A 23794-nucleotide genomic window follows, 5' to 3' on the forward strand; every position below is an offset into this window, starting at 1 on the left:
GCGTCACATGGCGCAAGCCGCGACCGGGCCATGATGGGAGGGAAGTCGAATGAGGCACGAGGCATGAAGATCGAACAGGGCCTCTGGGCACCGGCTCGCCAGCAGCCGTCACCGAACCAGAATGCGCGCCCCAAGGGCGAGGTATCGGCGCTGGTGCTGCATTCGATCAGCCTGCCGCCGGGCGTTTTCGCCGGTGATGCGATCGAACGGCTGTTCACCAACTGCCTCGACCCTGGGGCGCATCCCTACTTTGCCCAGATTGCCGCGCTTCGCGTGTCCGCCCATTTGCTGATTCGCCGCGATGGCGAAGCCGTGCAGTTCGTGCCCTTCGAGCGGCGCGCCTGGCATGCCGGTCGCTCCTGCTGGTTCGATGGCGTTTCCTGGCGTGGCGAGCTCAACGACTTCGCGATTGGCATCGAGCTTGAAGGCGATGAGCAAAGCCCTTACCGCGCCGCTCAGTACGCGACACTGGCAGGCGTGGTCAAGGACCTGCTGGAACACTATCCCGCCCTGACAGCCGAGCGCATCACCAGCCATGCCCGTATTGCGCCCCTGCGCAAGACCGACCCTGGCCCGGCCTTCGACTGGGCCTATTTTCGCCAGTGCTTAACGGCCGAGATGTGAGCTGTCGGATCCTGCCCGCTGGCCTTTGCATCATCGTGAGCCGAGTCGTTAAGCGGCAATCAGCGGCTGGACAGGTCGCTCGGTTGCGAGCGTTGCACGGGCCGTTTGTAGTTCGGTTACAGACGGCGAGCTTTCGTCTAGGCTCAGTGGAGTGGTGCGCTAGGTCCTTGTGCTGCAATGCAATATTTGAAATGGAAAAAGTTTCCATTTTTACTGCAATTGGCAGGCGCTGGTCTTTGCGGTATCTTCGTGGCCTGATTCCGGGCATTCCGCGTATCATTCCGTAACGACACTACATGCCCACTATATCCGAAGACGTGACCCATAGAAGGTCACGCTCGCACTGAAGAGCGCCATACGCCCCTCCCTCCTCCCGGGTGAGGGCAGACCGACACAATATCTTCATTCGGAGAGACGTCTATGAGTCTGGAGGCAAGAGAAGATTTCGATCCGACCGAAACCCAGGAGTGGATGGAATCCCTGGCATCGGTCGTTGATCGGGAAGGCGAGGAGCGTGCTCAGTACCTATTGAGTCGTCTGGCTGATCGCCTGCGTCGCGATGGCCGCATTCCCCCGTTCTCTGTCAATACGCCACATCGCAACACCATTCCGGTGCATCGCGAGGCGAAGATCCCCGGCGACATGTTCATCGAGCGCAAGCTTCGTTCGGCGATCCGCTGGAACGCCATGGCGCAGGTCCTGCGTGCCAACAAGAAGCACAAGGGGCTTGGCGGCCACATTGCCAGTTTCCAGTCCTGCGCAACGCTGTACGAAGTGGGCTTCAACCACTTCTTCCGCGCCGACGATGGCGAACACAAGGGCGACCTGATTTATATCCAGGGCCACGTGACCCCGGGTATCTATGCGCGTTCCTTCATGGAAGGCCGGCTGACCGAAGAGCAGATGGACAGCTTCCGCCAGGAAGCCGAGGGTGGCGGTCTGCCGTCTTATCCTCACCCCTATCTGATGCCGGACTACTGGCAGTTCCCGACCGTTTCCATGGGGCTGGGGCCGATCCAGGCGATCTACCAAGCCCACGTCATGAAGTACCTGGACTCCCGTGAACTGACCGACATGCGCGACCGCAAGGTCTGGGCATTCCTCGGCGACGGCGAGTGTGACGAGCCGGAATCCCTGGGTGCCCTGCATCTGGCGAGCCGCGAGAATCTCGACAACCTGATCTTCGTGATCAACTGCAACCTGCAGCGCCTCGACGGCCCAGTACGCGGTAACTCGCGGATCATGGACGAACTCGAAGGCGTCTTCCGCGGTGCCGGTTGGAACGTCATCAAGGTGGTCTGGGGCGGTCAGTGGGACCCGCTGTTCGAACGCGACAAGCACGACATGCTGCAAAAGCGCATGGACGAGGCGGTCGACGGCGAATACCAGAACTACAAGGCCAACGGCGGCGCCTATACCCGCGAGCACTTCTTCGGCAAATACCCGGAGACGGCCAAGCTGGTCGAGGACTACTCCGACGACGATATCTTCCGTCTCAACCGGGGTGGTCACGATCCGCAGAAGGTCTACGCGGCCTACCACGAGGCGGTCAACAACGCCGACGGTCGTCCGACCGTGGTGCTGGCGCATACCGTCAAGGGCTATGGCATGGGCGGCGGCAGCGGTGAAGCCGACATGGAAGCCCACCAGATCAAGTCCATGGAACACGAGGCGCTGAAGAAATTCCGCGACCGTTTCGGGGTGCCGATCACCGACAAGCAGCTCGAAGACGGCAACGTGCCCTACTATCGTCCGGACGAAGACAGCCCGGAGATGAAGTACTTGTTCCTGCAGCGCGAGAAGCTGGGTGGTTTCCTGCCCAAGCGCCGCACCGAGTTCGAAACCCTCGAAATTCCCGGCCTCGACGACAAGATGTTCGCTTCCCAGACCAAGGGCTCTGGCGACCGTGAAGTGTCGACCACCATGTCGTTCGTGCGGGTGCTCAATGGCCTGGTCAAGCACAAGCAGCTGGGCTCTCGCGTGGTGCCGATCATTCCCGATGAGGCGCGTACCTTCGGCATGGAAGGCATGTTCCGCCAGCTGGGCATCTATGCCTCGGGCGGTCAGAAGTACGATCCGGTCGATGCCGGCCAGATCATGTACTACCGCGAGGACAAGAAAGGTCAGATCCTCGAGGAAGGCATCACCGAGGCCGGCTCCATGGCCGCCTGGATCGCGGCGGCCACCGCCTACGCCAACCACGACATGACGCTGATTCCGTTCTACGTCTACTACTCGATGTTCGGCTATCAGCGTATCGGCGACCTGGTCTGGGCAGCCGGCGACCAGCAGGCCCGTGGCTTCATGATCGGTGGTACCGCCGGTCGCACCACCATCAACGGTGAGGGTCTGCAGCACCAGGACGGCCACAGCCATATCCTGATGTCGACCGTGCCGAACTGCCGCTCTTACGACCCCTGCTATGGCCACGAAGTCGCGGTCATCATGCAGGACGGCATGAAGCGGATGTATCAGGATCGTGAAAGCTGCTTCTACTACATCACGGTGATGAACGAGAACTACGCACACCCCGAGATGCCGAAGGGCAGCGAAGAGGGCATCGTGCGTGGCATGTATCTGCTGCAGGAAGGCAAGGCCAGCAGCAAGAAGGCGCCGCGGGTTCAACTGTTGGGCAGCGGCACCATCCTGCGCGAGGTCGAGGCCGCCGCCGAGATGCTGGCCGACGAGCATGGTGTCGTCGCCGACGTCTGGAGCGTGACCAGCTTCAACGAACTGCGTCGCGAAGCGCTCGACTATGATCGCAACCAGTTCCTCGAGCCGGACGACAAGCGCGAAAAGCCCTGGATCACTCAGCAGCTGGAAGGTTGCGAAGGTCCGGTGATCGCGTCGACCGACTACATGAAGCTTTACGCCGATCAGGTCCGTGCCTGGGTGCCCGCCGACTTCCATGTCCTGGGGACCGACGGTTACGGGCGCTCGGATACCCGCGAGCAACTGCGTCGCTTCTTCGAGGTGGACCGTTATTACGTCACCGTGGCCGCCCTGCGCGCGCTGTCCGAGCGTGGTGAGATCGACCGCAAGGTCGTTGCGGATGCCATGAAGAAGTATGGCATCGATCCGACAAAGCCGAATCCGGTGGATTCCTGAGACGCAGGTAAGGGTTGATCAGATGAAGGGCGAGCAGCGACGGCCAGGCAGTATTTGCGCTCGTTGGCTCGCCCGCCTGACCCATTTTACGCCTGCGGCGAGCATGATTAGGAAAGGAGCGCGACCTTGAGTAGCGAAATCATCAAAGTCCCCGATATCGGTGGCAGCACCGATGTCGAAATCATCGAGATCGCGGTGTCGGTAGGCGATGTAATCGCCGCTGAGGACACCATGATCACTCTCGAGTCCGATAAGGCCAGCATGGATGTCCCGGCGCCCAAGGGCGGTAAGGTCGTCAAGGTGCTGGTCAAGGAAGGCGATACCGTCTCCGAAGGCGACGACATCCTCGAGCTCGAAGCCGAGGGCGGTGGCGACGCCGATCAGGACGAGGCACCCGCCGAAGCGTCCTCCAAGGCTGAGGACGAGCCGGCCGAGAAAGCCGAGCAGAAGCAAAGCGGCGGCCAGGCGGCGAAGAAATCCTCCGGCGGAGGCAAGCGTACCGTCGAGATCAAGGTGCCGGACATCGGCGGCAGCGAGAACGTCGAGATCATCGAGGTGGCCGTGGCCGAGGGCGACGAGGTCAGCGAGGAAGATGCGCTGATCACCCTGGAGTCCGACAAGGCCTCGATGGACGTGCCGAGCCCTTATAGCGGCAAGCTCGTCTCATTGGCGATCAAGGAAGGCGACACCGTCTCCGAAGGCGACGTGATCGGCACCATGGAAATCGCTGGTGACGATGGCGACGCTGAAGAAGACGCGCCCAGCGAGCCGGCCTCAGCCTCTGAAGAGAGCGCCGAGCAGTCGAGCGCGGACGAAGAGCCGGAAGGCGCCGAGGAAGGCGAGTCTCAGCGCAAGGAGATTCGCGTTCCCGATATCGGTGGCAGCGAGGACGTGCCGATCATCGAGGTCTCGGTCGCTGAAGGTGACGAGATCAACGAAGAAGACGCCTTGATCACCCTGGAGTCCGACAAGGCGTCGATGGACGTGCCGAGCCCCTTCAAGGGCAAGCTGGTCGAGCTTGCCGTGAAGGAAGGTGACACCGTCTCCGAAGGCGACCTGATCGGCTATATCGAGGTGGCAGGTGCCAAGCCCGCTGCCAAGAAGCCGTCAGCGCCCAAGAAGGAGGCTTCGGCCCCGGCAAAAGAGCCGGCAGCAGCCAAGCAGGACGCGGCACCCTCCAAGCCGCAGAGTGCACCCCAGGCGGCAGAGCCGGTAAGCGATGGCAAGCGCGTGCATGCGGGCCCCGCGGTGCGCATGCTGGCCCGCGAGTTGGGCGTTGATCTGACCCAGGTCAAGGCCACCGGTCCCAAGGGCCGGGTGCTGAAGGAAGACGTGCACGGCTTCGTCAAGCAGGTAATGAGCCAATCCCAGGGCAAGGCGGCTCCCGCTGCGGCACCGGCGGCAGCCGGCGGCGCAGGCATCCCGCCGATCCCGGATCAGGACTTCAGCCAGTTCGGCGAGGTGGAAGAGAAGCCGATGGGCCGCCTGATGAAGATGGGCGCCACCAACCTGCATCGCAGCTGGCTCAACGTGCCACACGTGACCCAGTTCGACGAGGCGGACATCACCGAGCTCGAGTCCTTCCGCAAGTCGATGAAGGCCGAGGCCGAGGCACAGGGCGCCAAGCTGACCCCGCTGCCGTTCATGATCAAGGCCTGCGCCTTCGCGCTGAAGAAGTTCCCGCAGTTCAACGTCAGTCTCAAGAGCGACGGCGAGACCCTGGTGCACAAGAAGTACGTGCACATCGGGGTGGCCGTGGATACCCCGGACGGCCTGATGGTGCCGGTGATTCGCAACGCCGATCAGAAGTCGCTGATCGATCTGGCGAAAGAGTCCGTGGAACTGGCCAAGAAGGCCCAGACCAAGAAGCTCAAGCGCGACGAGATGACCGGTGGTTGTTTCACCATCTCGAGCCTGGGGTCGATTGGCGGTACCGCTTTCACACCGATCGTCAACGCACCGGAAGTCGCCATCCTCGGCGTTTCCAAGGCGCAGATGAAGCCGGTATGGGATGGCAAGGCCTTCGAGCCGCGTCTGATGATGCCGCTGTCGCTGTCCTACGACCACCGTGCGGTCAACGGTGCCGATGCGGCGCGCTTCACGGCCTTCCTGGCTCAGGCGCTGACCGACATCCGCCGGATGCTGCTGTGATCCGGTCTTGATGCTGCCGGCGTTTGCCGGCTACCGAAACGGCGCCCACGGGCGCCGTTTTTTTATGCGGGCAAAGGCAGCATCCTGGACAACCCCGACCAAAGTGCTATTGGGAAAGACCAGGCCTGGCGGTGAGGATGATCCTGGTCAGCATTAGGACGACCCCGATCCGGCGTTGCTTGTTTCACGAGCTTGGCCCCGGTATTGTCTGCGGTCATCACAATTTTTACCTTCACTCTATAACGCGAAGTCATTCAAGGAGTCATTCTGATGCGTTTGATCCTGTTGGGCGCCCCCGGGGCCGGCAAGGGCACCCAGGCCCAGTTCATCTGCGAGCGCTTCGGCATTCCGCAGATCTCCACCGGTGACATGCTGCGCGCCGCCGTTAAGGAAGGCAGCGAGCTGGGCATCAAGGTCAAGGAAATCATGACCACGGGTGGGCTGGTGTCTGACGACATCATCATCGCTCTGGTCAAGGAGCGTATCAGCCAGCCCGACTGCGCCAATGGCTTCCTGTTCGACGGTTTCCCGCGCACCCTGCCGCAGGCCGATGCCATGAAGGACGCCGGCGTGAAGATCGATCACGTGCTGGAAATCGCCGTCGACGACGAGGAAATCGTCAAACGTCTGGCGGGCCGTCGCGTGCACCCGGGCTCTGGCCGGGTCTACCACGTCGAATACAATCCGCCCAAGGAAATGGGCAAGGACGACGTCACCGGCGAAGCGCTGATCCAGCGTGAGGACGACCAGGAGTCCACGGTGCGCAACCGTCTTTCGGTCTATCACGACCAGACCGCCCCGCTGGTGGATTACTATCAGCAGTGGGCCAAGGAAGACGCTGACGTCGCCCCGGTCTATCACCGGGTCGAGGGTGTGGGCAGCGTCGACGACATCACCCGTCAGGTAATCGAGGCGCTCGAGGGCTGATCGCCTCCGCTCGATTCTCCGAGGGCTCGCCATGGCGGGCCCTCGGTCGTTTGGGAGGCCGTTAGCCAGGCGTGCCACCCGCCAGCGACGCCGTAACTTTCCTCGTCTTCACGCCGCGGCGTATAATGCCGCCCACATCTCCTGACCCCCGATACCGCTATGCCGACCCTGCTGGCCCTGGATGCCTCCTCGAGCGCCTGTTCCGCGGCGCTGCTTTGCCGCCGCGACGGGCATGACGATCAATTGCTGGCGCGCTTCGTGCAGGCGCCCCGCGAACATACGCGCCGGCTGATGCCGATGATCGACGAACTGCTTGACGAGGCCGGCCTGACCCTCGCCGATATGGACGCCCTGGCCTACGGGCACGGCCCCGGCTCCTTTACCGGCCTGCGCATCGCCGCCGGCGTGGCGCAAGGCTTGGCCTTTGGCCTCGAGATCCCGCTGATCGGCGTCTCTACCCTGGAAGCCCTGGCGCTGGCCGGCCATCGTCGTCTGCACCTGCGTCATGTGATGCCGGTCATCGATGCCCGTATGGGCGAGCTCTATACCGCCGCCTATCGCTGCCATGCCGGTGAGTTGACCCGGCTCGCCGACGAAGCGCTGGTGTCGCCTGAGCGACTGACGCTGCCCGCCGGTCACGAGGAGGCCGATTGGGTCGGGGTCGGCTCGGGATGGGAGCAATGGGAGGCGCTGCCGGTGACGGTGCAGGCCGGCGTCAGCCAGCATCTGCCCGACATGCAGCCGGCGGCCGAGGATATGGTGCTGCTGGCGGCTCAGGCCTTGGCGTCGGGCGGTGGCGAGGCGCCGCATCTTGCCCAGCCGGTCTATCTGCGTGACCAGGTAGCCTGGCAGAAGAGCCGGTGAGCGGGCAGCAGCCGGCAGAAGCGGGGCACGAACCGCCGGTGGTCGTCTGCGGTGAGGGCCTTGGCGAGCTTGCCGCACGCCTGGGCTTGCCGCAGGCAGCCGCGCCTGGGCCTCGGCTGACGCTCATGCAGCTCGATGGCCAACTGGTGCTGGCCGGCGACGAGCGGCTGTACGGCAAGCCGCTGGCCGCCGACTTCGTGGCCGGAAAGGCCGCTCATCGCCGCCGCTTTGGTGGCGGTCGCGGCCAGCTCATCGCCAAGGCCTGTGGCTTGGGGGCAGGGAAGGGCCAGGCGTCTGCCATGCCCAGCATTGTCGATGCCACGGCGGGACTTGGGCGTGACGCCTTCGTGCTGGCAAGCCTTGGCGCCGAGGTGCTGATGCTCGAACGGGTGCCGGCGATCTATGCGCTGCTCGAAGACGCATTGGCCCGAGCCCAGCAGGACGCTGAGACCGCGCCCATCGCTGCTCGCCTGCTGCTGGAGCACATCGATGCCAGCCTGGGCCTCGCCGAGGCCATCGCCAAGACGCGCCATGCGCCTCAGGTGATCCATCTGGATCCGATGTTTCCCCACCGCGACAAGTCGGCACTGGTGAAAAAGGAGATGCGGCTCTTTCGCGAGCTGGCCGGTGATGATGCGGATGCGCCCAGGCTGCTCGAAGCCGCTCTGGACGTGGCCAGCCACCGGGTGGTGGTCAAGCGCCCACGCAAGGCGCCGCCGATCGACGGCCCCGCTCCGCACCATGTCCTCGAGGGCAAGACCAGTCGCTATGATCTCTACGTGCACCGTTCGCTGCGCGATATCTAGCCCATGCCGCCTGTCAGGGTGGCCTGCCCTTTGCCAAGGACTTTTGCCAAGGACTTTCCCATCGTGCTGCATTGCTGGGTTGATGGTCGTCTAGGCGTCATCAACAGGCGGCGTTGCCGTACTTGCCTCGGCCTCGGCCTTGGATGAGGGTGAGGGCGCGGCGTCGCTAGTCGGCGCGGCAAGCTGCTGCAGGCGGTGGCGTAGCGCCGGGTCGAAGAGGGTGTTGACACGCTCGGCGGTCGCCGTCAATTCGGCGCCATAGCAAAGCCGACCGTCCTCGTCCGGCCATGTCCAGCCGTCGGCTTCCAGGCTCGTGACCAGACCCGCGAACAGCCGTCGATCGAAGAACTCCGGCGCATCCAGCCCCGACAGCAGCGTCAGGCGCTCGGCCAGAAGTCCGCTCTGCTCGGCGAGTTGATCCCGGGTCAAACTGCCGCTCGGCAGGCGCAACAGGCTCGCCAGCAGCAGATAGCCCCGTTCCAGAGACGGCTGGATCAGCCGCCCCAAAAGGTGTAGCTGTTCGCGGCCTGCATGCCCCGCCGAGGGGCGTCGCCAGCGGGGCACGCTTGCCTTGTCGCCTGCTGGCCGCGTCTCGACCTCCAAGAGTCCCTGATCGACCAGTCGATCCAGGGTGGCGCGCAGCGCTGTGGCCAGCTCCGTTTCTGGAGTGATATACAGCTCCCGCACCAGCACGGGCCAGCCCGGAGCCAGCAGGGCGTGCAGTTCTTCCTCGCTGAAGCGGACGTTATTGCGAAAGGCGAAGGCCACCAGGCCTGCCAGCGCGAAATGATGCAGCACATTGTTGCGATACCAGCTCAATAGGCTCGTCTGCTCCGGGCTCGCCAACACCAACTCGCCAAGCACCTGGTGGCGTCGCTCGATAAAGCCCAGCGACTCGACGTGGGGAATCCACTCCGCGGGTGAGCCACTGAGGCCCTGGGCGGGGGTCGAGCCGTCGGTGCCAATCGCTTCCGCTGAGCTCCTGGCCAAGTCGACCAGCAGCTCGAGCTGGCGCTCGAGCAGGTCGCGTTCGATGGCTCTGTGCGGAGTGGCCAATAGCACCAGGGCGACTAGGTTCACCGCATTGAGCGGCACGGCGGCATTGATGCGTCGCGCCAGTTCCTCGCCCAGTCGCGGCACCGCGCGCTGCTGCCAGTCCTCGTCGCTGGCGTGGCGCCACTCGGGCGTCTCGGCATCGAGAAAGGAACTCAGCGGCAGCGGTGCGCCGATGGTCACGCTGACGCGGCCAAAGGGTTGTCGCAGTCGACCAAACACACGCAGCAGCCCAAGCGGTGTCTCCCGTCGCTTGGGTTTGCCGGCAAGCTCGGCTCGGTAGCTGTCGCTCTCGATGACGCGCTCGTAGCCAATCGCCACCGGGATAAAGGCCAGTTTTCCCGAGTGCCCGCGGGTCTTCACGCCTCGGACATGGGCGCGCAGCGTCATCGCCAGCATGCCCGGGCGCGGGTCGAGCAGACGCCCGCTGCGCGAGCGTCCGCCTTCGATGAAGTACTCGAGGGGGTGCCCGCGGGATAGCAGGCGCGCCAAGTACTCCTGGAAGACCGCGCGGTAGAGACGATTGCCCTTGAAGCTGCGGCGCATGAAAAAAGCGCCGCCGCGCCGCAGCAGTGGGCCAATGACCGGCATGTTGAGGTTGCGACCGGCAGCGATATGCGGCGGCATCAGCCCCTCGTGGAAGAGCACGTAGGACAGCAGCAGGTAGTCGATGTGGCTGCGGTGGCAGGGCACATAGACCAGGGTATGGTCACCGGCCAGTGCCTTGACCGCTTCGATACCCTCCACGTCGACGCCGTCGTAGAGCCGTGTCCAGAGGCGTTCGAGCAGGCCGTCGAGCAGTCTCAGCACCGGATAGGTCATGTTGGAGGCGATCTCGCGGCCATAGCGGCGGGCGCGCGCCTTCACACGGGAGACTTGGCGACCTTCGGACTCGGCGGTCTCGGCGATGGCCTCGCGCACCGTCGGGCTTGCCACCACGCCATCGATCAGGGTGCGGCGATGGGAGAGATCGGGGCCCAGCACTCGGGTGCGCTGGCGCCGGAAGTGCACCCTCAAGAGCCTTGCCACCTTGCGGTTGGTGAGGGCATCGGGGCGTCTTTCGATCAGCGCGCGCAGCGACAGTGGCGCTCCGAAGTGCACCTCGACGCTGCGCCCGTGAACCAGTACCGCCAGGGCACGCCTGAGACGGCCGGTCAGCCCCCAGTCATCGGCGGTGATCAGCGACCAGAAGCCGAAGCGCTTGCCCGGCGCGCGTCCCCAGAAGACACTGACCGGCAGCAGCTCGAGATCCTGTTCGGGGTGGCCATGCAGCCACTCTAAGTAGCCAAGGAAGGGCGCCTGGGCTTTGCGGCGCCGTCCCGGCAGCGACACGCAGCGTGACAGCGCCGGTTGCTGTTCACTCAAGGGCTGATTCGGCTCGGGCAGCTCGCTTCGCGCGCACAGGGTCTCGAGCAGCAAGCGATCCGTGAGCGCCGGATGAGGCAGCACATAGATCGTCATGGCCGTTGGTGACAGGCCAAGCGATGCTGGGTCAGGCTCGATCAGACGAACCTCGACCCAGGCACGAATAAGGGCCCGAACGGGGCGGCGCACTAGGCTGGCAAGGGCTGATATCCAGGGCATTCCCTTACCTTATGCAATATGAGAGGGCCTAGTATAGCGTTGGTGACGCCCGACCGGCGCAAAGCCGGTGCCAGGGGGGCAAGAAAGGGGCCGCGAAAGGCGCGCAACGCGGTGGGAAAACAGCGGGGGCATCGAGCACGACAGGCGCTGGTCGATGGGTAAGCAAGCACGGGTGTGACTCGACACAAGCGATAAGGATGCAGGCATGCAAGGCAACTGGCGTGACGGAAATCGCTTCACGCTGCTGGCAGAGGCCCAGCAGTTTCTTCCCGAGATGTTCAAGGCCATCGAGTCGGCCCGGAATTCGTTGATTCTCGAGCTCTATCTGATGGAGTCCGGCGAGCTCTCCAATTCCTTGATCGATCTTCTGGGAGAGGCCGCGGAGCGTGGCGTGACGGTGATGTTGCTGCTCGATGACTACGGTGCCATGGGGCTCGAGAGCGCCGATCGTGAGCGACTCGCCAAGCGCGGCGTGGCAATACGTTACTTCAATCCACTCGCCTGGAAGTCGCTCGCCCGCAACCTGACCCGAGACCACCGCAAGCTGCTGGTGGTCGACGGTGAGGTGGCCTTCACCGGCGGCTTCGGGGCGGTCGATGCTTTCCTCGGCGCCTGGTACGAAGTGGCCGTGCGTATTGAAGGACCCGTGGTCGCTGATTGGGTGCGGCTATTCTCAAAGCTGTGGGATTCGTCCTTGAGTCGCGGTGAGGGCGAGGCTGCCCTGGTCCGAGGGCTGCGCGTGGCGCTGCGGGAAGACCGCGGAGCGAGGGGAATGCTGGGGCGAGTGGTCTGGGGGCAGGGCTATCGCTATCAGGCCATTCGCCGCTCACTGCAGGCACAGCTGGAGTCGGCGCAGGACAGGGTCTGGATCTGCACGCCCTATTTCGTGCCCACCCTGAGTCTGCGCAACCGTTTGGTACGGGCGGCGCGTCGGGGAGTGGACGTGCGCCTGCTGCTGCCTGGTGTCGATCATGACCACCCCGGCGTGCGTTATGCCGGCCAACGTTTCTATGGCCGTATGCTGCGTGCCGGGGTGCGCATCTTCGAGTTTCAGCCAAGCTTCATTCACGCCAAATTCTCGCTGGCGGACAATTGGAGCGCGATCGGCTCCTGCAACTTCGATCACTGGAACCTGCAGTGGAACCTGGAGGCCAATCAAGAAGTGCGCGATGTCCGTTTTGCCGGCGAGGTACAGGCACTTTTCGAGCGCAACTTCCGGGCAAGCCAGGAAGTCGATCCTCAGCGCTGGGCCGAGCGCCCGCGGTTGCAGCGGCTGCGCGAATGGCTGTGGGGCCTGGTGGATTCCATGCTCACCCGGCTGCGCTGAGCGCTCCTTTTCCAGTCATCAAGACCGCGACGCTGCTCGGCTTGGCTGCTGCTGGGTGATGCAGTGGATGTTGCCACCGCCGAGCAGAATCTCCCTGGCCGGCACGCCGACCACCCGGCGGCTGGGAAAGAGGTCTTGAATGATGGCGCTGGCCGCGTCGTCGAGGGCAGGGTCCAGCAGCGGCATGACCACCACCTCGTTGCCGATGTAGAAGTTCACGTAGGAGGCCGCCATACGATCGCCGGGCCGCCGCGGATGCGAATGGTGAAGCCGGTCGATGCCGCTGGCCTCGTCTTCGGCGATATAGAGGGGGCCCGGTTGCAGCAGCTTGTGAACCTTGAGCGATCGACCCTGGGCATCCTTTGTAGACTCCAGCACCTCGAGTGCTTCTCGGGAGATGGCGTACTGGGGGTCGGCCGGATCATCGCACCAGGTCAGGGCCACCTCGCCGGGTGCGACGAAGCAGCATAGATTGTCGACGTGGCCGTCGGTCTCGTCCTGATAGCAACCCCGCGGCAGCCAGATGATGGTCTTGACCCCCAGGGTATCGCGCAGTACCTGCTCCATCTCGGCCTTGGTCATATCGGGATTACGGTTGGGGTTCAGCAGGCATTCCTCGGTGGTGACCAGGGTGCCTTCGCCATCCACGTGAATGGCGCCGCCCTCGAGCATGACCGGTACCGTGAAACATTCCACGCCGAGTAATTCGGCGACCTTGGTACGAATGCGCCGGTCCTTGTCCCAGGGAAAGTAGAGGCCGCCATCGAGGCCGCCCCAGGCATTGAACTCCCAGTTCACCATGGCCAGGCGGCCATCCGGGTGGGTCAGGAAGGTCGGGCCCACGTCACGCATCCAGGCGTCGTTGCTGGAGAGCTCCACCACCCTGACATGGTCGGGGAGCTGGATGCGGGCGTTCTCATATTGGTCGTCGTTGACACCCACGAACACGGTCTCGCTCTCGGCGATCGCCGTGGCTACCTCGATGAAGGCCTGCTGGGCGGGCTTGGCGCCATAGCGCCAGTTGTCGGGACGCTGCGGCCATAGCATCCAGCAGGCATCGTGGGGGGCAAACTCGGCGGGCATGGAAAAGCCCTGTTCGGCCGGTGTTGCGTGGCAGGCGCCCTCAAGGGCACCGGGTAGATTGCGTGTCGTCATATCGATTCTCACAGGTAGCCGACCACCAGGAACACTACCGTGGCGATAGCCGCGGCAATCAGCACATAGGGCAGTTGAGTCAGAGCGTGGGCCATGGGGGTACAGCCGCTGCCTTGAGCGGACAGCACGGTGGAGTCACCGTAGAAGCAGGCGTGGCTGCCAAAGGCACTGGCCGAGATGAGCGCCCCCACCACCAGCGGCATGTTGGCGTCGACGCTCATGGCCAGCGGAAGCACGATGGGCATGGCCACGGCAAACAGGCCCCAGAATGATGCGGTGGCGAAGGCCAGGAAGGCCATGGTCACGAAGACCACCGCTGGCAGTAAGCTCGCCGTCATCATCGGTTGTACCGTTGCGATGACGTAGTCGGTGAGTCCTAGCCCGTCGTTGACCTCCTTGAGTGCGAAGCCGGCCACCAGGGTTCCGAGGGGCATGATCATGGCCTTGAAGCCGTCCAGGGCTGTATCGAAAGTCTCGTGGAAACTCAGCAGCCGCTGGGCGCCGATCAGCACTAGCGTAACCGCCAGGGCGACAATCACGCCGCGCAGGATGTCGATGTCGAAGTACCAGGTGAAGAACACCAGGGAGGCGATGGGCACCAGGAAGTTCAGCAGGTGGGGACGTGGCTGATTCTCGTCCACTTCCAGGGTGTTGTCATTGATGCCCGCGGGGATGGTTTGTCCACCTGCGGCACGCGCTTCGGCAGCCTTCATCGGGCCAATATTGGGAACCCAGCCCATTGCCACCATTGGCACGATGGCGGCGGCCACCCAGGCGTAGAACATGAAGGGAATGGCCTGAATGTAGAGGCTCATGCCGTTGCCGGTGATGTCGTTTTCTTCGAGCAGGCCGGCGAAGAACACCGCCCAGGTCGAGAAGGGGACCAGGATGCACACCGGGGCCGCCGTGGAGTCGACGATATAGGCGAGTTTTTCCCGTGAAATGTTGAAGCGGTCGGTGATCTTCTTCATCGAGGAGCTGATGGTCAGGGCATTCAGGTAGTCGTCGACGAAGATGATCAGACCCAAGAACCAAGTCGTCAGTAGGCTTTGTTGGCGAGTGTGAATGCGTCGGGCCATGGTGTCGCCGAAGCTGAGCACGCCACCGGTCTTGACCAGCAGGGCGATCAAACTGCCGAACAGGCCGCAGACCAAAATGATCCAGGTGACGGTATCGTTGCCCAGTACGGTGAGCAGGACGTCTGAGCCCTGGGTGACCACCGAGGTCGGGTCGATCATCAGCAGGCCGACCAATGCGCCGGTCATTAGCGATTCGATGGTGCGTTTAGTGACAATGGCCATGCCCAGTACCACCAGGGTAGGGAGCAGGCTCCAAGCGCCGAAAGTTTCCATTAGATCTCTCTTGTGGTTGTTGATCTGGAAAAGGGGCAGGCTCGGCGGGCGCCCTTGGTCCCGCCGAGCTGAAGATCACAGGTAGCCATCTTCCTTCAGGGACGCCGTGGTGGCTGCCAGGGCTTCGTCGAGAATGGCGATTACCTGATCGACGGTATCGCGGGTCCAGATCAGCGGTGGCGAGACGATGTTCAGGTGGCCCACCGGACGGATGATCAGGCCACGCCGCTGTGCCTCGGCGGCGACCCGGTCGCCGACTCGCGCCTCCACCGGTAGCAGGTCCTTGGTCGCTTTATCGGCTACGTTCTCCAGGCACATCATGAAGTGGCTGCCGCGGACATCGCCGACCGTTGCATGATGCGACAGCGTCTTGAGCCGCTCCTCAAGATAGGGGCCCACCTCACGGACGTTCTCGCAGATGCTTTCGCGTTCGAGGATCTCGATGTTCTTGAGCGCCGCTGCACAGCTCACCGGATGACCGGAGTAGGTGAACCCCGTGCTCAACACGCCGCCCTTGCGCTGCGGAGTGCCCAACACTTCATAGAGCTCGTCGGAAATCAGCGTCGCTCCTAGCGGCGCATACCCCGAGGACAGTCCCTTGGCGCAGTTGATGATATCCGGCTGGGTGTCGAACACCGCCTCCGAGGCGAAGAAGTGGCCCAGTCGACCGAAGGCGGTGACCACCTCGTCGGCGATGAGGAGGATGTCGTTGGCACGGCAAACCGCCTGCATGCGCTTGAGATAGCCCTCGGGGGCGACCAGGACCCCGCCTGCGCCCATGATCGGCTCGGCGATGAAGGCGGCGATATTATCCGCCCCGATCTCGGCGATGGCGTCCTCGAACTCCTTGACCAGGTGGTCGCAGTACTCGACCTCGCTCATGCCCTCGGGGCGACGGTAGCAGTTGGCCTCGCTGAGATGGGTCACCAGGTGATCCAGGGTATCGAAGTCCCAGTTGTTGCTCTCGATGCCGGTCAGGCTGGCGGCCAGGTAGGTGGTGCCGTGGTAGGCGTTATTGCGCGAGAGGATACGCTTCTTGTCCGGCTTGCCCAGGCGGTTGAAGTAGTAATGCACCAGGCGAATGGTGGCATCGTTGGCCGTCGAGCCGCCGCAGCTATAGAAAACGTGATTGAGATGGGCCGGGGCCAGCTCGGCGAGTTTGGCGGCGAGCTCTGAGGCCGGGGCATTGGACAGGTTGTTGAACGTCGAGAAGTAGGCCATGCGAGTGGCCTGATCGGCCATGGCCTGGCCAATCTCGGCACGGCCGTGGCCGACGTTGACGCACCATAAGCCGGCAATGCCATCGATGAAGCGATTGCCGCGCGAGTCCTGGACGTAGATGCCCTCGCTGTCGGTGATCAGGTCGCAGCCTTCCTCGTGGAAGGTGCTGAAGTCGGTGAAGGGGTGGATGAAGTGGTCCTTGTCCTTCTGCCATAGAGACTGGGTGTCGAGGGCAGGAGAGGTATGAGTCGGGCGATGCGTTGTTGTCGTCATGGCGAAGCCTCCTAAGGTTCGGGACCAGCCTAGCCAGCCCGGGATGGCACGCGACATATCCTGATTGGGGTATATCGGTGACTGATGTGGCGCTCGTAAGGTGATGAACAGGTAACGCCAGCCCTTAACAATCACCAACGAGGCGCACTATGACGACTTCCATCGACGGCCAACGGCTGTGGGACATGCTGATGGCCATGGCCGAGATAGGCCCCACCGCGAACGGCGGCAGCTGCCGCCTGGCACTGACGCCGGAGGACGCTGCCGGCCGCCGCCAGTTGCTGGACTGGTGCGAGGAAATCGGCTGTACCTGGCGTCTTGATCAGGTCGGCAACCTGTTCATCCGTCGTCCTGGACGGCGCGATGATCTGGCCCCTGTCGCGACCGGCAGCCATCTGGATACCCAGCCCAAGGGCGGGCGTTTCGATGGCATTCTCGGCGTGCTGGCCGGGCTCGAGGTCTTTCGCGCCCTGCATGATCAAGACATCGTCACCGAGCGCCCGCTGGAGCTGGTGGTTTGGACCAACGAAGAAGGCAGCCGCTTTGCCCCGGCCATGGTCGCTTCGGGCACCTATGCCGGCGAGTTCAGCGTCGATTACACCCTGAGCCGCCGCGACGGCGACGGCGTGACCCTGGGCGAGGCGCTGGAAGCCTGCGGCTACGCCGGCACCCTGCCGGTGGGCCAGCCACGACTGGATAGTTTCTTCGAATTACATATCGAGCAAGGGCCAGTGCTCGAGGACGCCGGCGAGTCGATCGGCGTGGTCACCGGCGTGCAGGGCATGCGCTGGTTCGATGTGACCTTCAGCGGTCAGTCGGCGCATGCCGGCCCCACCCCGATGCGGCTGCGCCATGATGCCCTGGCGGCGGCAGCGCGGCTGATCGACAGGCTGCAGACTCATGCCCTGGCCGACGATAGCGGTGCCACCAAGGTCACTTGCGGCTGCCTGGAGATTGCTTCGGCTTCGCGCAATGTGATCCCCGGCGAGGTGTGCCTTACCGTGGATCTTCGTCATGTGGATGAGGCCGAGCTCGACGCGCTCGAAGCCTATTTCGGTCAGGAGCTGGCGGCAGTGGGCGAGACCTTCGGCGTGGCGATCACCCAGCAGCGGATCTGGGCCTCGCCGGTGGTGGACTTCGCGCCGGAATGCATCGCGGCCGTGGAGCAGGCAACCCATGCCCTAGGGGTTCGCTACCGGCGCATGATGAGCGGTGCCGGCCACGATGCCGTCTATGTATCCCGCGTCGCCCCTACCGCCATGATCTTCATTCCCTGTCGCGACGGCATCAGTCATAACGAAGCCGAATACGCCTCGCCGGAGCACTGTGCCCTGGGCGCTCAGGTGTTGTGCGATGCCCTGCTTGCACGTGCCAATCGCGCGGCCTGACTGATTAGGAGCCTTTCATGAATGACATGACGCAAACCGCCCCGCAAAGCCTCGCCGACTGGCAGGCGCTGGCGGCTGCCCTCACGCTCGAATCCCGCGCTTATATCAACGATACCTTCACTGACGCCGCCGATGGCGCCACCCTGACCACCATCAATCCGGCCACCGGCGAGACGCTCGCCGAGGTGGCGAGCTGCGACGCCGCCGATGCCGATACCGCGGTGGCGGCTGCGAGGCGTGCCTTCGACGGCGGCGAGTGGTCGCAACTGGCCCCGGCCGGCCGCAAGGCCGTGCTGCTGCGGCTCGCCGAGTTGATGGAGACCCACAAGCACGAGCTGGCGCTGCTCGACACCCTGGACATGGGCAAGCCTGTCTCGAGTTCGCTCGGCGACATGGCGGGCGCCATCGGCTGCCTGCGCCACCACGCCGAATCGATCGACAAGCTTTACGGCGAGGTCGCGCCCACCGGCAACAGTGCACTCGGCCTGGTGCTGCGCGAGCCGCTGGGGGTGGTGGCCTCCATCGTGCCGTGGAACTTCCCTTTGATGATGACCGCCTGGAAGATCGCCCCGGCGCTGGCCGCCGGCAACAGCGTGATCTTGAAGCCTTCGGAGAAGTCACCGCTGTCGGCGCTGCGTCTGGCGAGCCTGGCCCGCGAGGCCGGCCTGCCGCGCGGTGTCTTCCAGGTGCTGCCGGGCTTTGGCCATACCGTGGGCAAGGCGCTGGCGCTGTCGATGGACGTCGACTGCCTGGCCTTCACCGGCTCCACCGCAGTGGGCAAGCAACTGATGCAGTACGCCGGCCAGTCGAATCTCAAAAAGGTGTTCTTGGAGTGCGGCGGCAAGAGTCCGAACCTAGTGTTCGCCGACTGTAAGGACCTGGATCGGGTGGCCCAGCATGCCGCCGGCGCGATCTTCCACAACCAGGGCGAGGTGTGCATTGCCGGCTCGCGGCTGCTGGTCGAGAACTCCATCCGCGAGGCCTTCGTCGACAAGGTGCTGGCCGCCGCCGAGCGCATGCAGCCCGGTGACCCGCTGGACCCGGCAAGCTTTATGGGCGCGATCGTGGATGACACCCAGCATGCCCGCATCTTGGACTATATCCGCAAAGGAGTAGAGGAGGGCGCTCGGCTAAGGACAGGCGGTCAGGCACTGGACGGACCGGGGCTCTTTATCCCGCCGACGGTGTTCGATGGCGTCACTGACGATATGGTGATTGGCCGCGAGGAGATCTTCGGTCCGGTGCTGTCGGTGTTCGGTTTCGACAGCGAGGAGGAAGCGGTGCGGCTGGCCAACGACAGCGACTACGGCCTGGCGGCCGGGCTCTGGAGCCAGGACATCGATCGCATCATGCGGGTCACGCGGTGGCTTCGGTCTGGGCAGGTATTCGTCAACAACTGGGCCGAGATGGACCAGACGGTGCCTTTTGGCGGCGTCAAACAGTCGGGCAATGGCCGCGACAAGTCCCATCACTCACTGGAGGAGTATTCCGATCTCAAGAGCGTGTGGATGACGCTGACTCCCTGAGGGCGGAGTGACCGCGAGTCACCAGAGGCGTGTGTTTCTTCCCTTGTCGGTCGTGGTTAGTCCCGACCGACTTTTTTGTGGTCAGCCGCTCTGCCGACGGGACACCAGCGCCACGTGATCGAGGAACAGTCGAAAGAGCTGCGACTGGCTGGAGACATCGAGGCGCTGATAGATATGTTTGCGGTGGACCTTGACGGTGCCGTCACTGATACCGAGTTCGCGGGCTGCCGACTTGGTGGAATGACCCGCCAATAGCAGCCGGACGATCTCCCGTTCGCGCTGGGTCAGGGCTTCCTGGCCAAAGCTATCGAAGGCGGCTTCCACCGGTTCAGGTTCCTCCAGGCGCGCTTGAAAGCTGTGGCCTTGCCACTTCCAGTATTCGCCGAGCAGGGCGTTCACCACCGGCATGATGTGGCGCAATGTCAGCATGTCGCGCCGTGTCACCGGCGGGCCATCCCGATGAAAGCCTAGCGATACCATCATCACCACGTCGGTATCGACGCGGGCGAAGAGCCCGATTTCGTCGGAGAGGCTCAGGGCACGATAGTAGTAGTGATAATACTCGCTACTCTCGAAGCGGTCGGGTGCCAGTTCACGCAGCCGATAGGCCCCCTGGTCGAGGCCGTCATGCACTGCCTTGAAAAAGGGGTCGAGCAGGTAGGCCCGGCTCAGGTAGCGGTCTATGCACTGCTCGCGACGGTCTTGCGGATAGTTATCGTGAATCAGCAAGGGCCGGTGGTGGCCCTTGTAGGTGTTGATCAGGATGGTGTTGAACTCGATCAGCTCGTGCAGGGCCCGCTCCAGCATGGTGGGAAAACCACTGCCCGGCGCCGCCTGGATCATGCGTGCGAGACTTTGATGCCATTCCAGGGCGGCGGCGTTGGCGAGGAGGTCATGCTGATTCATTGGCAGCCATTAGCGCGATGAGAAACGCCGTTCAGAATAGCATTCCCCACCTCGTCGGTAAGGGCATCCTGCGTTGAATGGCGTCGGGCGCCCACTAGCGCCGGCGCCCCTTGCCGCTCTTGCCGGCCGGCTTCTTCTTGCGCGGGGTCGGCTTGGGCGCTTCCGGTGGAACCCGGTAGTTGAGATAAAGGTCCAGAACCAGCTCGGGCAGTTGGCGTACCAGCGACTCGAGGCGGGCCTCGTCGCCGGCGAGGTCGGCCATGTCCGGTTCGTCGTCGAATAGCCCCGATAGCGCCATGAACGGCAGCAGCAGGGTGGCGGCACTCTCTTCGTCGCCTTCGAACCAGGCGGCTTCGTCGAGGAATACCGCCTCCATGAAGGCCGCGCACCAGTCGCCGATCGGCGTTTCCGCCGGTGCGATGCCGCCAAGCTCAAGGTCGAAGGGCAGCTCAGGAAGACCGCCCTGTTCCATGGTCGAGATGGCATTCGCCTTAAGCGCTTCCAGGAGCCCCAGGATCTCGTCGCGCTCGGCGCTGTCCGTGAAGTCTGGCTCGCCGTGGAAAAGCTCGCCGACCCAGGTGGTGGCGGGCGTTTCCCGGGGTGCGACGGCCAAGGCCACCAGAAAACCGTGGGCGCCAATCACATCCAGGGCATCGGCGTCGACGCGCTCGGATTCGAGGAAGTCGTCGAGGCGGTCGAGTGCCTCGTCGTCGATCAGGGGCGTGGGAACGGGGGTCTCTGACATCGGAAATCTCGTCGTCGGTCTCGCCAGGGAGAATAAGAGGCACTTTACGCGCCTAGCATGGCGCGCCATTCTAGCATCCCATGACCACCCCATCTTCTTCCGCTGCCGTTTTGCCCACGCCGCTTCCCGAAGAGCTCGAGTCGCTGGACGCCGCGTCCCTGAACGCTCGCCTGTATCAGCGTGTCGAAGACGCCTTCCAGCTTTGCCGAGAAGTCCATCCGGCCCTGCCTCGGCCAAAGATATGGCTCGACCTGCGGGGCAAGAGCGCCGGCCAGGCGCATTTCGGGCGCGGCGGGCTGCGCTTCAATGCCCAGCTTTATGCCGAGAATCGCCAGGCGTTTCTCGTCGAGGTGGTGCCCCACGAGATGGCGCATTGGCTGGTTTGGCACCTCGATGAAGGGCCCCGGCTGCGTCCCCATGGCCATGAGTGGAAGACCGTCATGCGCCAGTTGTTCGGGCTTTCGCCCAGCACCACCCATCGCTTCGATGTGGGCCGGGCAAGCCCTACGCCTTATCGCTATGCTTGTGGCTGTCAGGAGCACTTCTTCAGTTTACGCCGGCACCGGCGGGCCCTGCGGGGGCAGGCGTATCGCTGTCGACAGTGTGCCGAGACCTTGGTCTATCAATGTGTGCTGTCTTCCGAGAAAAGCCAGTAAGCTACTGTTATGCAATAAGATTGAGGGTCTACCAATGTCTAAAAGGCGCGGCCGCGAGCAGGGGTATATGCTGGACTAGCTTTCCGGGTCGGCGGCGAGGGATGAACCGCGGCCGGCAACATTCCATTTCTGGCACTCTTCTGGACGAGGTTCCTCAATGACCGAACAGCCGCATGTCCATCCGGTGCGCGATGATATCGCTGCCAACGCCTGGGTCGATAACGCCAAATACTTGGCCATGTATCAGCAATCGGTAGACGATCCGGAAGGGTTCTGGGCCGAGCAGGCCAAGCGGCTCGACTGGATCAAGGCGCCGACCCGGGCCAAGAACACGTCGTTCGCCAGGGACAATGTCGATATCCGCTGGTACGAGGATGGCACGCTCAACGTCAGTGCCAACTGCCTGGATCGTCATCTCGAGACCCGCGGCGATAAGCCGGCGATCATCTGGGAAGGTGATGATCCCAACGAATCCAAGACCCTGACCTATCGCGAGCTGCATGCCCGCACCTGTCAGCTGGCCAATGCCATGAAAGAGCTGGGCGTGAAGAAGGGCGACGTGGTCACCCTCTACATGCCGATGATTCCCGAAGCGGCAATGGCCATGTTGGCCTGTGCACGCCTCGGCGCCATTCACTCGGTGGTGTTTGGCGGCTTCTCCCCGGATGCCCTAGCCCAGCGTGTCATCGACGCCGAGTCGAAGCTGATCATTACCGCCGATGAGTCGGTGCGTGGCGGCAAGCAGGTGCCGCTCAAGGACAACGTCGATGCGGCCCTGACCCGCAAGGGCGCCGAGGTGGCCGAGTCGGTGCTAGTGGTCAAGCGCACCGGTGGTGACATCGACTGGCACGAGGGCCGCGACGTCTGGTTCCACGAGCGCGTCGACGGTCAGTCCACCGACTGCCCGGCGGAAGAGATGAACGCCGAGGATCCGCTGTTTATCCTCTATACCTCCGGCTCTACCGGCACGCCTAAGGGCCTGAAGCACACCACGGGTGGCTATCTGACCTATGCGGCCATGACCCACCAGTACGTCTTCGATTATCACGACGGTGAGGTGTACTGGTGCACCGCCGACGTGGGCTGGGTGACCGGCCACAGCTATATCGTCTACGGCCCACTGGCCAATGGCGCCATCACGTTGATGTTCGAAGGGGTGCCCAGCTATCCGACGCATGGGCGCATGGGCGAAATCGTCGACAAGCACAACGTCAGCATTCTCTATACTGCGCCCACCGCGGTGCGCGCGCTGATGGCGCACGGTGACGACGTCATGGCCTCCAGCAAGCGTGACAGCCTACGTCTGCTCGGGTCAGTAGGCGAGCCGATCAACCCCGAGGCCTGGGAATGGTTCTATCGAGTGATCGGTAACTCCCAGTGCCCGATCGTCGATACCTGGTGGCAGACCGAGACCGGCGGCATCATGATCTCGCCGCTGCCGGGCGCCACCGAGCTCAAGCCGGGCTCTGCCACGCGGCCCTTCTTCGGCGTGCGTCCTGCACTGGTCGACAATGAGGGGCATCTGTTGGAGGGTGCGACCGACGGCAACCTGGTCATCCTCGACTCCTGGCCGGGCCAGGCCCGCTCGATCTGGGGCAATCACGAGCGCTTCGTGCAGACCTACTTCTCGACCTACGACAACATGTACTTCACCGGCGATGGCTGCCGTCGTGACGAAGACGGTTATTACTGGATCACTGGTCGTGTCGATGACGTGCTCAACGTGTCCGGGCATCGCATGGGCACCGCCGAGATCGAGTCCTCGCTGGTGGCTCACGATGCGGTGGCCGAGGCCGCCGTGGTCGGCTTCCCGCACGATATCAAGGGCCAGGGCATCTACATCTACGTGACCCTGAATGACGGCATCGACCCAAGCGATGAACTGAAGAAGGAGCTCACCCAGTGGGTGCGCAAGGATATCGGGCCCATCGCCTCGCCGGATGTGATCCAGTGGGCGCCGGGTCTGCCCAAGACGCGGTCGGGCAAGATCATGCGCCGTATCCTGCGCAAGATCGCCGCCAATGAGACCGATGGCCTGGGCGATACTTCCACGCTTGCCGATCCCTCGGTCGTCGATGAGTTGATCGCCAACCGTGCCACTCATTGACGTTTCCTGAACCGACGAATC

At 63.6% G+C, this 23794-nt stretch carries 17 protein-coding genes; 11 read left to right on the forward strand and 6 right to left on the reverse strand.

Annotation, left to right across the window (positions count from 1 at the left end):
- Window positions 1-63: 63 nt before the first annotated feature.
- From ampD to BLR71_RS03740, 6 genes are all read left to right on the forward strand, one after another.
- Window positions 64-624, forward strand: a complete 561-nt coding sequence (gene ampD / locus BLR71_RS03715) for a 1,6-anhydro-N-acetylmuramyl-L-alanine amidase AmpD (RefSeq protein WP_092523244.1) — start codon at window positions 64-66, stop codon at window positions 622-624.
- A gap of 420 nt (window positions 625-1044) precedes the next feature.
- On the forward strand, window positions 1045-3732 hold the full coding sequence (aceE, locus tag BLR71_RS03720) for a pyruvate dehydrogenase (acetyl-transferring), homodimeric type (protein WP_092523246.1): 2688 nt from the start codon (window positions 1045-1047) through the stop codon (window positions 3730-3732).
- Between the two features lie 126 nt (window positions 3733-3858).
- Window positions 3859-5883 (forward strand): pyruvate dehydrogenase complex dihydrolipoyllysine-residue acetyltransferase, encoded by a 2025-nt coding sequence (gene aceF / locus BLR71_RS03725; RefSeq protein ID WP_092523247.1) that lies wholly within the window; start codon window positions 3859-3861, stop codon window positions 5881-5883.
- A 270-nt stretch (window positions 5884-6153) separates the two neighbouring features.
- Window positions 6154-6810: an adenylate kinase gene (gene adk, locus BLR71_RS03730; RefSeq protein WP_092523249.1), complete on the forward strand. Its 657-nt coding sequence runs from the start codon at window positions 6154-6156 to the stop codon at window positions 6808-6810.
- A 159-nt stretch (window positions 6811-6969) separates the two neighbouring features.
- Complete coding sequence (tsaB, locus tag BLR71_RS03735) at window positions 6970-7674, forward strand: tRNA (adenosine(37)-N6)-threonylcarbamoyltransferase complex dimerization subunit type 1 TsaB (RefSeq protein ID WP_092523251.1); 705 nt, start codon at window positions 6970-6972, stop codon at window positions 7672-7674.
- Window positions 7675-7754: 80 nt separating this feature from the next.
- Window positions 7755-8480 carry a class I SAM-dependent methyltransferase gene (locus tag BLR71_RS03740; RefSeq protein ID WP_281241750.1) on the forward strand — a complete coding sequence of 242 codons (726 nt, stop codon included), beginning with the start codon at window positions 7755-7757 and terminating at the stop codon, window positions 8478-8480.
- A 90-nt stretch (window positions 8481-8570) separates the two neighbouring features.
- Here the strand turns inward: BLR71_RS03740 and plsB are convergent, their stop codons facing one another.
- Window positions 8571-11117 carry a glycerol-3-phosphate 1-O-acyltransferase PlsB gene (plsB, locus tag BLR71_RS03745; RefSeq protein WP_092523253.1) on the reverse strand — a complete coding sequence of 849 codons (2547 nt, stop codon included), beginning with the start codon at window positions 11115-11117 and terminating at the stop codon, window positions 8571-8573.
- A gap of 205 nt (window positions 11118-11322) precedes the next feature.
- Here plsB and BLR71_RS03750 point away from each other — a divergent pair, with 205 nt between their 5' ends.
- The gene (locus BLR71_RS03750) at window positions 11323-12444 is read left to right on the forward strand and encodes a phospholipase D-like domain-containing protein (protein WP_092523255.1); all 1122 of its coding nucleotides are present in this window, start codon (window positions 11323-11325) and stop codon (window positions 12442-12444) included.
- A gap of 18 nt (window positions 12445-12462) precedes the next feature.
- On the opposite strand, the gene aguA is transcribed toward BLR71_RS03750, so the two are convergent.
- The 3 genes from aguA to BLR71_RS03765 all read right to left on the reverse strand — a co-directional run bounded on the left by aguA (window position 12463) and on the right by BLR71_RS03765 (window position 16445).
- Window positions 12463-13599: an agmatine deiminase gene (gene aguA, locus BLR71_RS03755; protein WP_092523256.1), complete on the reverse strand. Its 1137-nt coding sequence runs from the start codon at window positions 13597-13599 to the stop codon at window positions 12463-12465.
- An 8-nt stretch (window positions 13600-13607) separates the two neighbouring features.
- A complete protein-coding gene (locus BLR71_RS03760; protein WP_092523258.1) occupies window positions 13608-14951 on the reverse strand; it encodes a Na+/H+ antiporter NhaC family protein in 1344 nt (447 codons plus the stop codon).
- A 75-nt stretch (window positions 14952-15026) separates the two neighbouring features.
- Entirely contained in the window at window positions 15027-16445 is a 1419-nt protein-coding gene (locus BLR71_RS03765; protein ID WP_092523260.1) for an aminotransferase, read from the reverse strand.
- A gap of 149 nt (window positions 16446-16594) precedes the next feature.
- Between BLR71_RS03765 and BLR71_RS03770 the strand changes: the two genes are divergently transcribed.
- Window positions 16595-17833, forward strand: coding sequence for a M20 family metallo-hydrolase (locus BLR71_RS03770; RefSeq protein WP_092523262.1), 1239 nt, complete (start codon window positions 16595-16597; stop codon window positions 17831-17833).
- A 26-nt stretch (window positions 17834-17859) separates the two neighbouring features.
- Entirely contained in the window at window positions 17860-19359 is a 1500-nt protein-coding gene (locus tag BLR71_RS03775) for an aldehyde dehydrogenase (RefSeq protein WP_422730754.1), read from the forward strand.
- An 81-nt stretch (window positions 19360-19440) separates the two neighbouring features.
- Here BLR71_RS03775 and BLR71_RS03780 read toward each other — a convergent pair whose 3' ends face one another.
- Window positions 19441-20265 carry a helix-turn-helix transcriptional regulator gene (locus BLR71_RS03780; RefSeq protein ID WP_092523266.1) on the reverse strand — a complete coding sequence of 275 codons (825 nt, stop codon included), beginning with the start codon at window positions 20263-20265 and terminating at the stop codon, window positions 19441-19443.
- A gap of 94 nt (window positions 20266-20359) precedes the next feature.
- Entirely contained in the window at window positions 20360-21010 is a 651-nt protein-coding gene (locus BLR71_RS03785; RefSeq protein ID WP_092523268.1) for a YecA/YgfB family protein, read from the reverse strand.
- Window positions 21011-21090: 80 nt separating this feature from the next.
- On the opposite strand from BLR71_RS03785, the gene BLR71_RS03790 reads away from it, so the two are divergent.
- Window positions 21091-21666 carry a SprT family zinc-dependent metalloprotease gene (locus BLR71_RS03790; protein WP_092523270.1) on the forward strand — a complete coding sequence of 192 codons (576 nt, stop codon included), beginning with the start codon at window positions 21091-21093 and terminating at the stop codon, window positions 21664-21666.
- 157 nt (window positions 21667-21823) lie between these two features.
- Window positions 21824-23773: an acetate--CoA ligase gene (acs, locus tag BLR71_RS03795; RefSeq protein WP_092523272.1), complete on the forward strand. Its 1950-nt coding sequence runs from the start codon at window positions 21824-21826 to the stop codon at window positions 23771-23773.
- The last annotated feature ends 21 nt before the right edge of the window (window positions 23774-23794 follow it).

The organism is Onishia taeanensis (genome assembly GCF_900100755.1).
Classification (GTDB): domain Bacteria; phylum Pseudomonadota; class Gammaproteobacteria; order Pseudomonadales; family Halomonadaceae; genus Onishia; species Onishia taeanensis.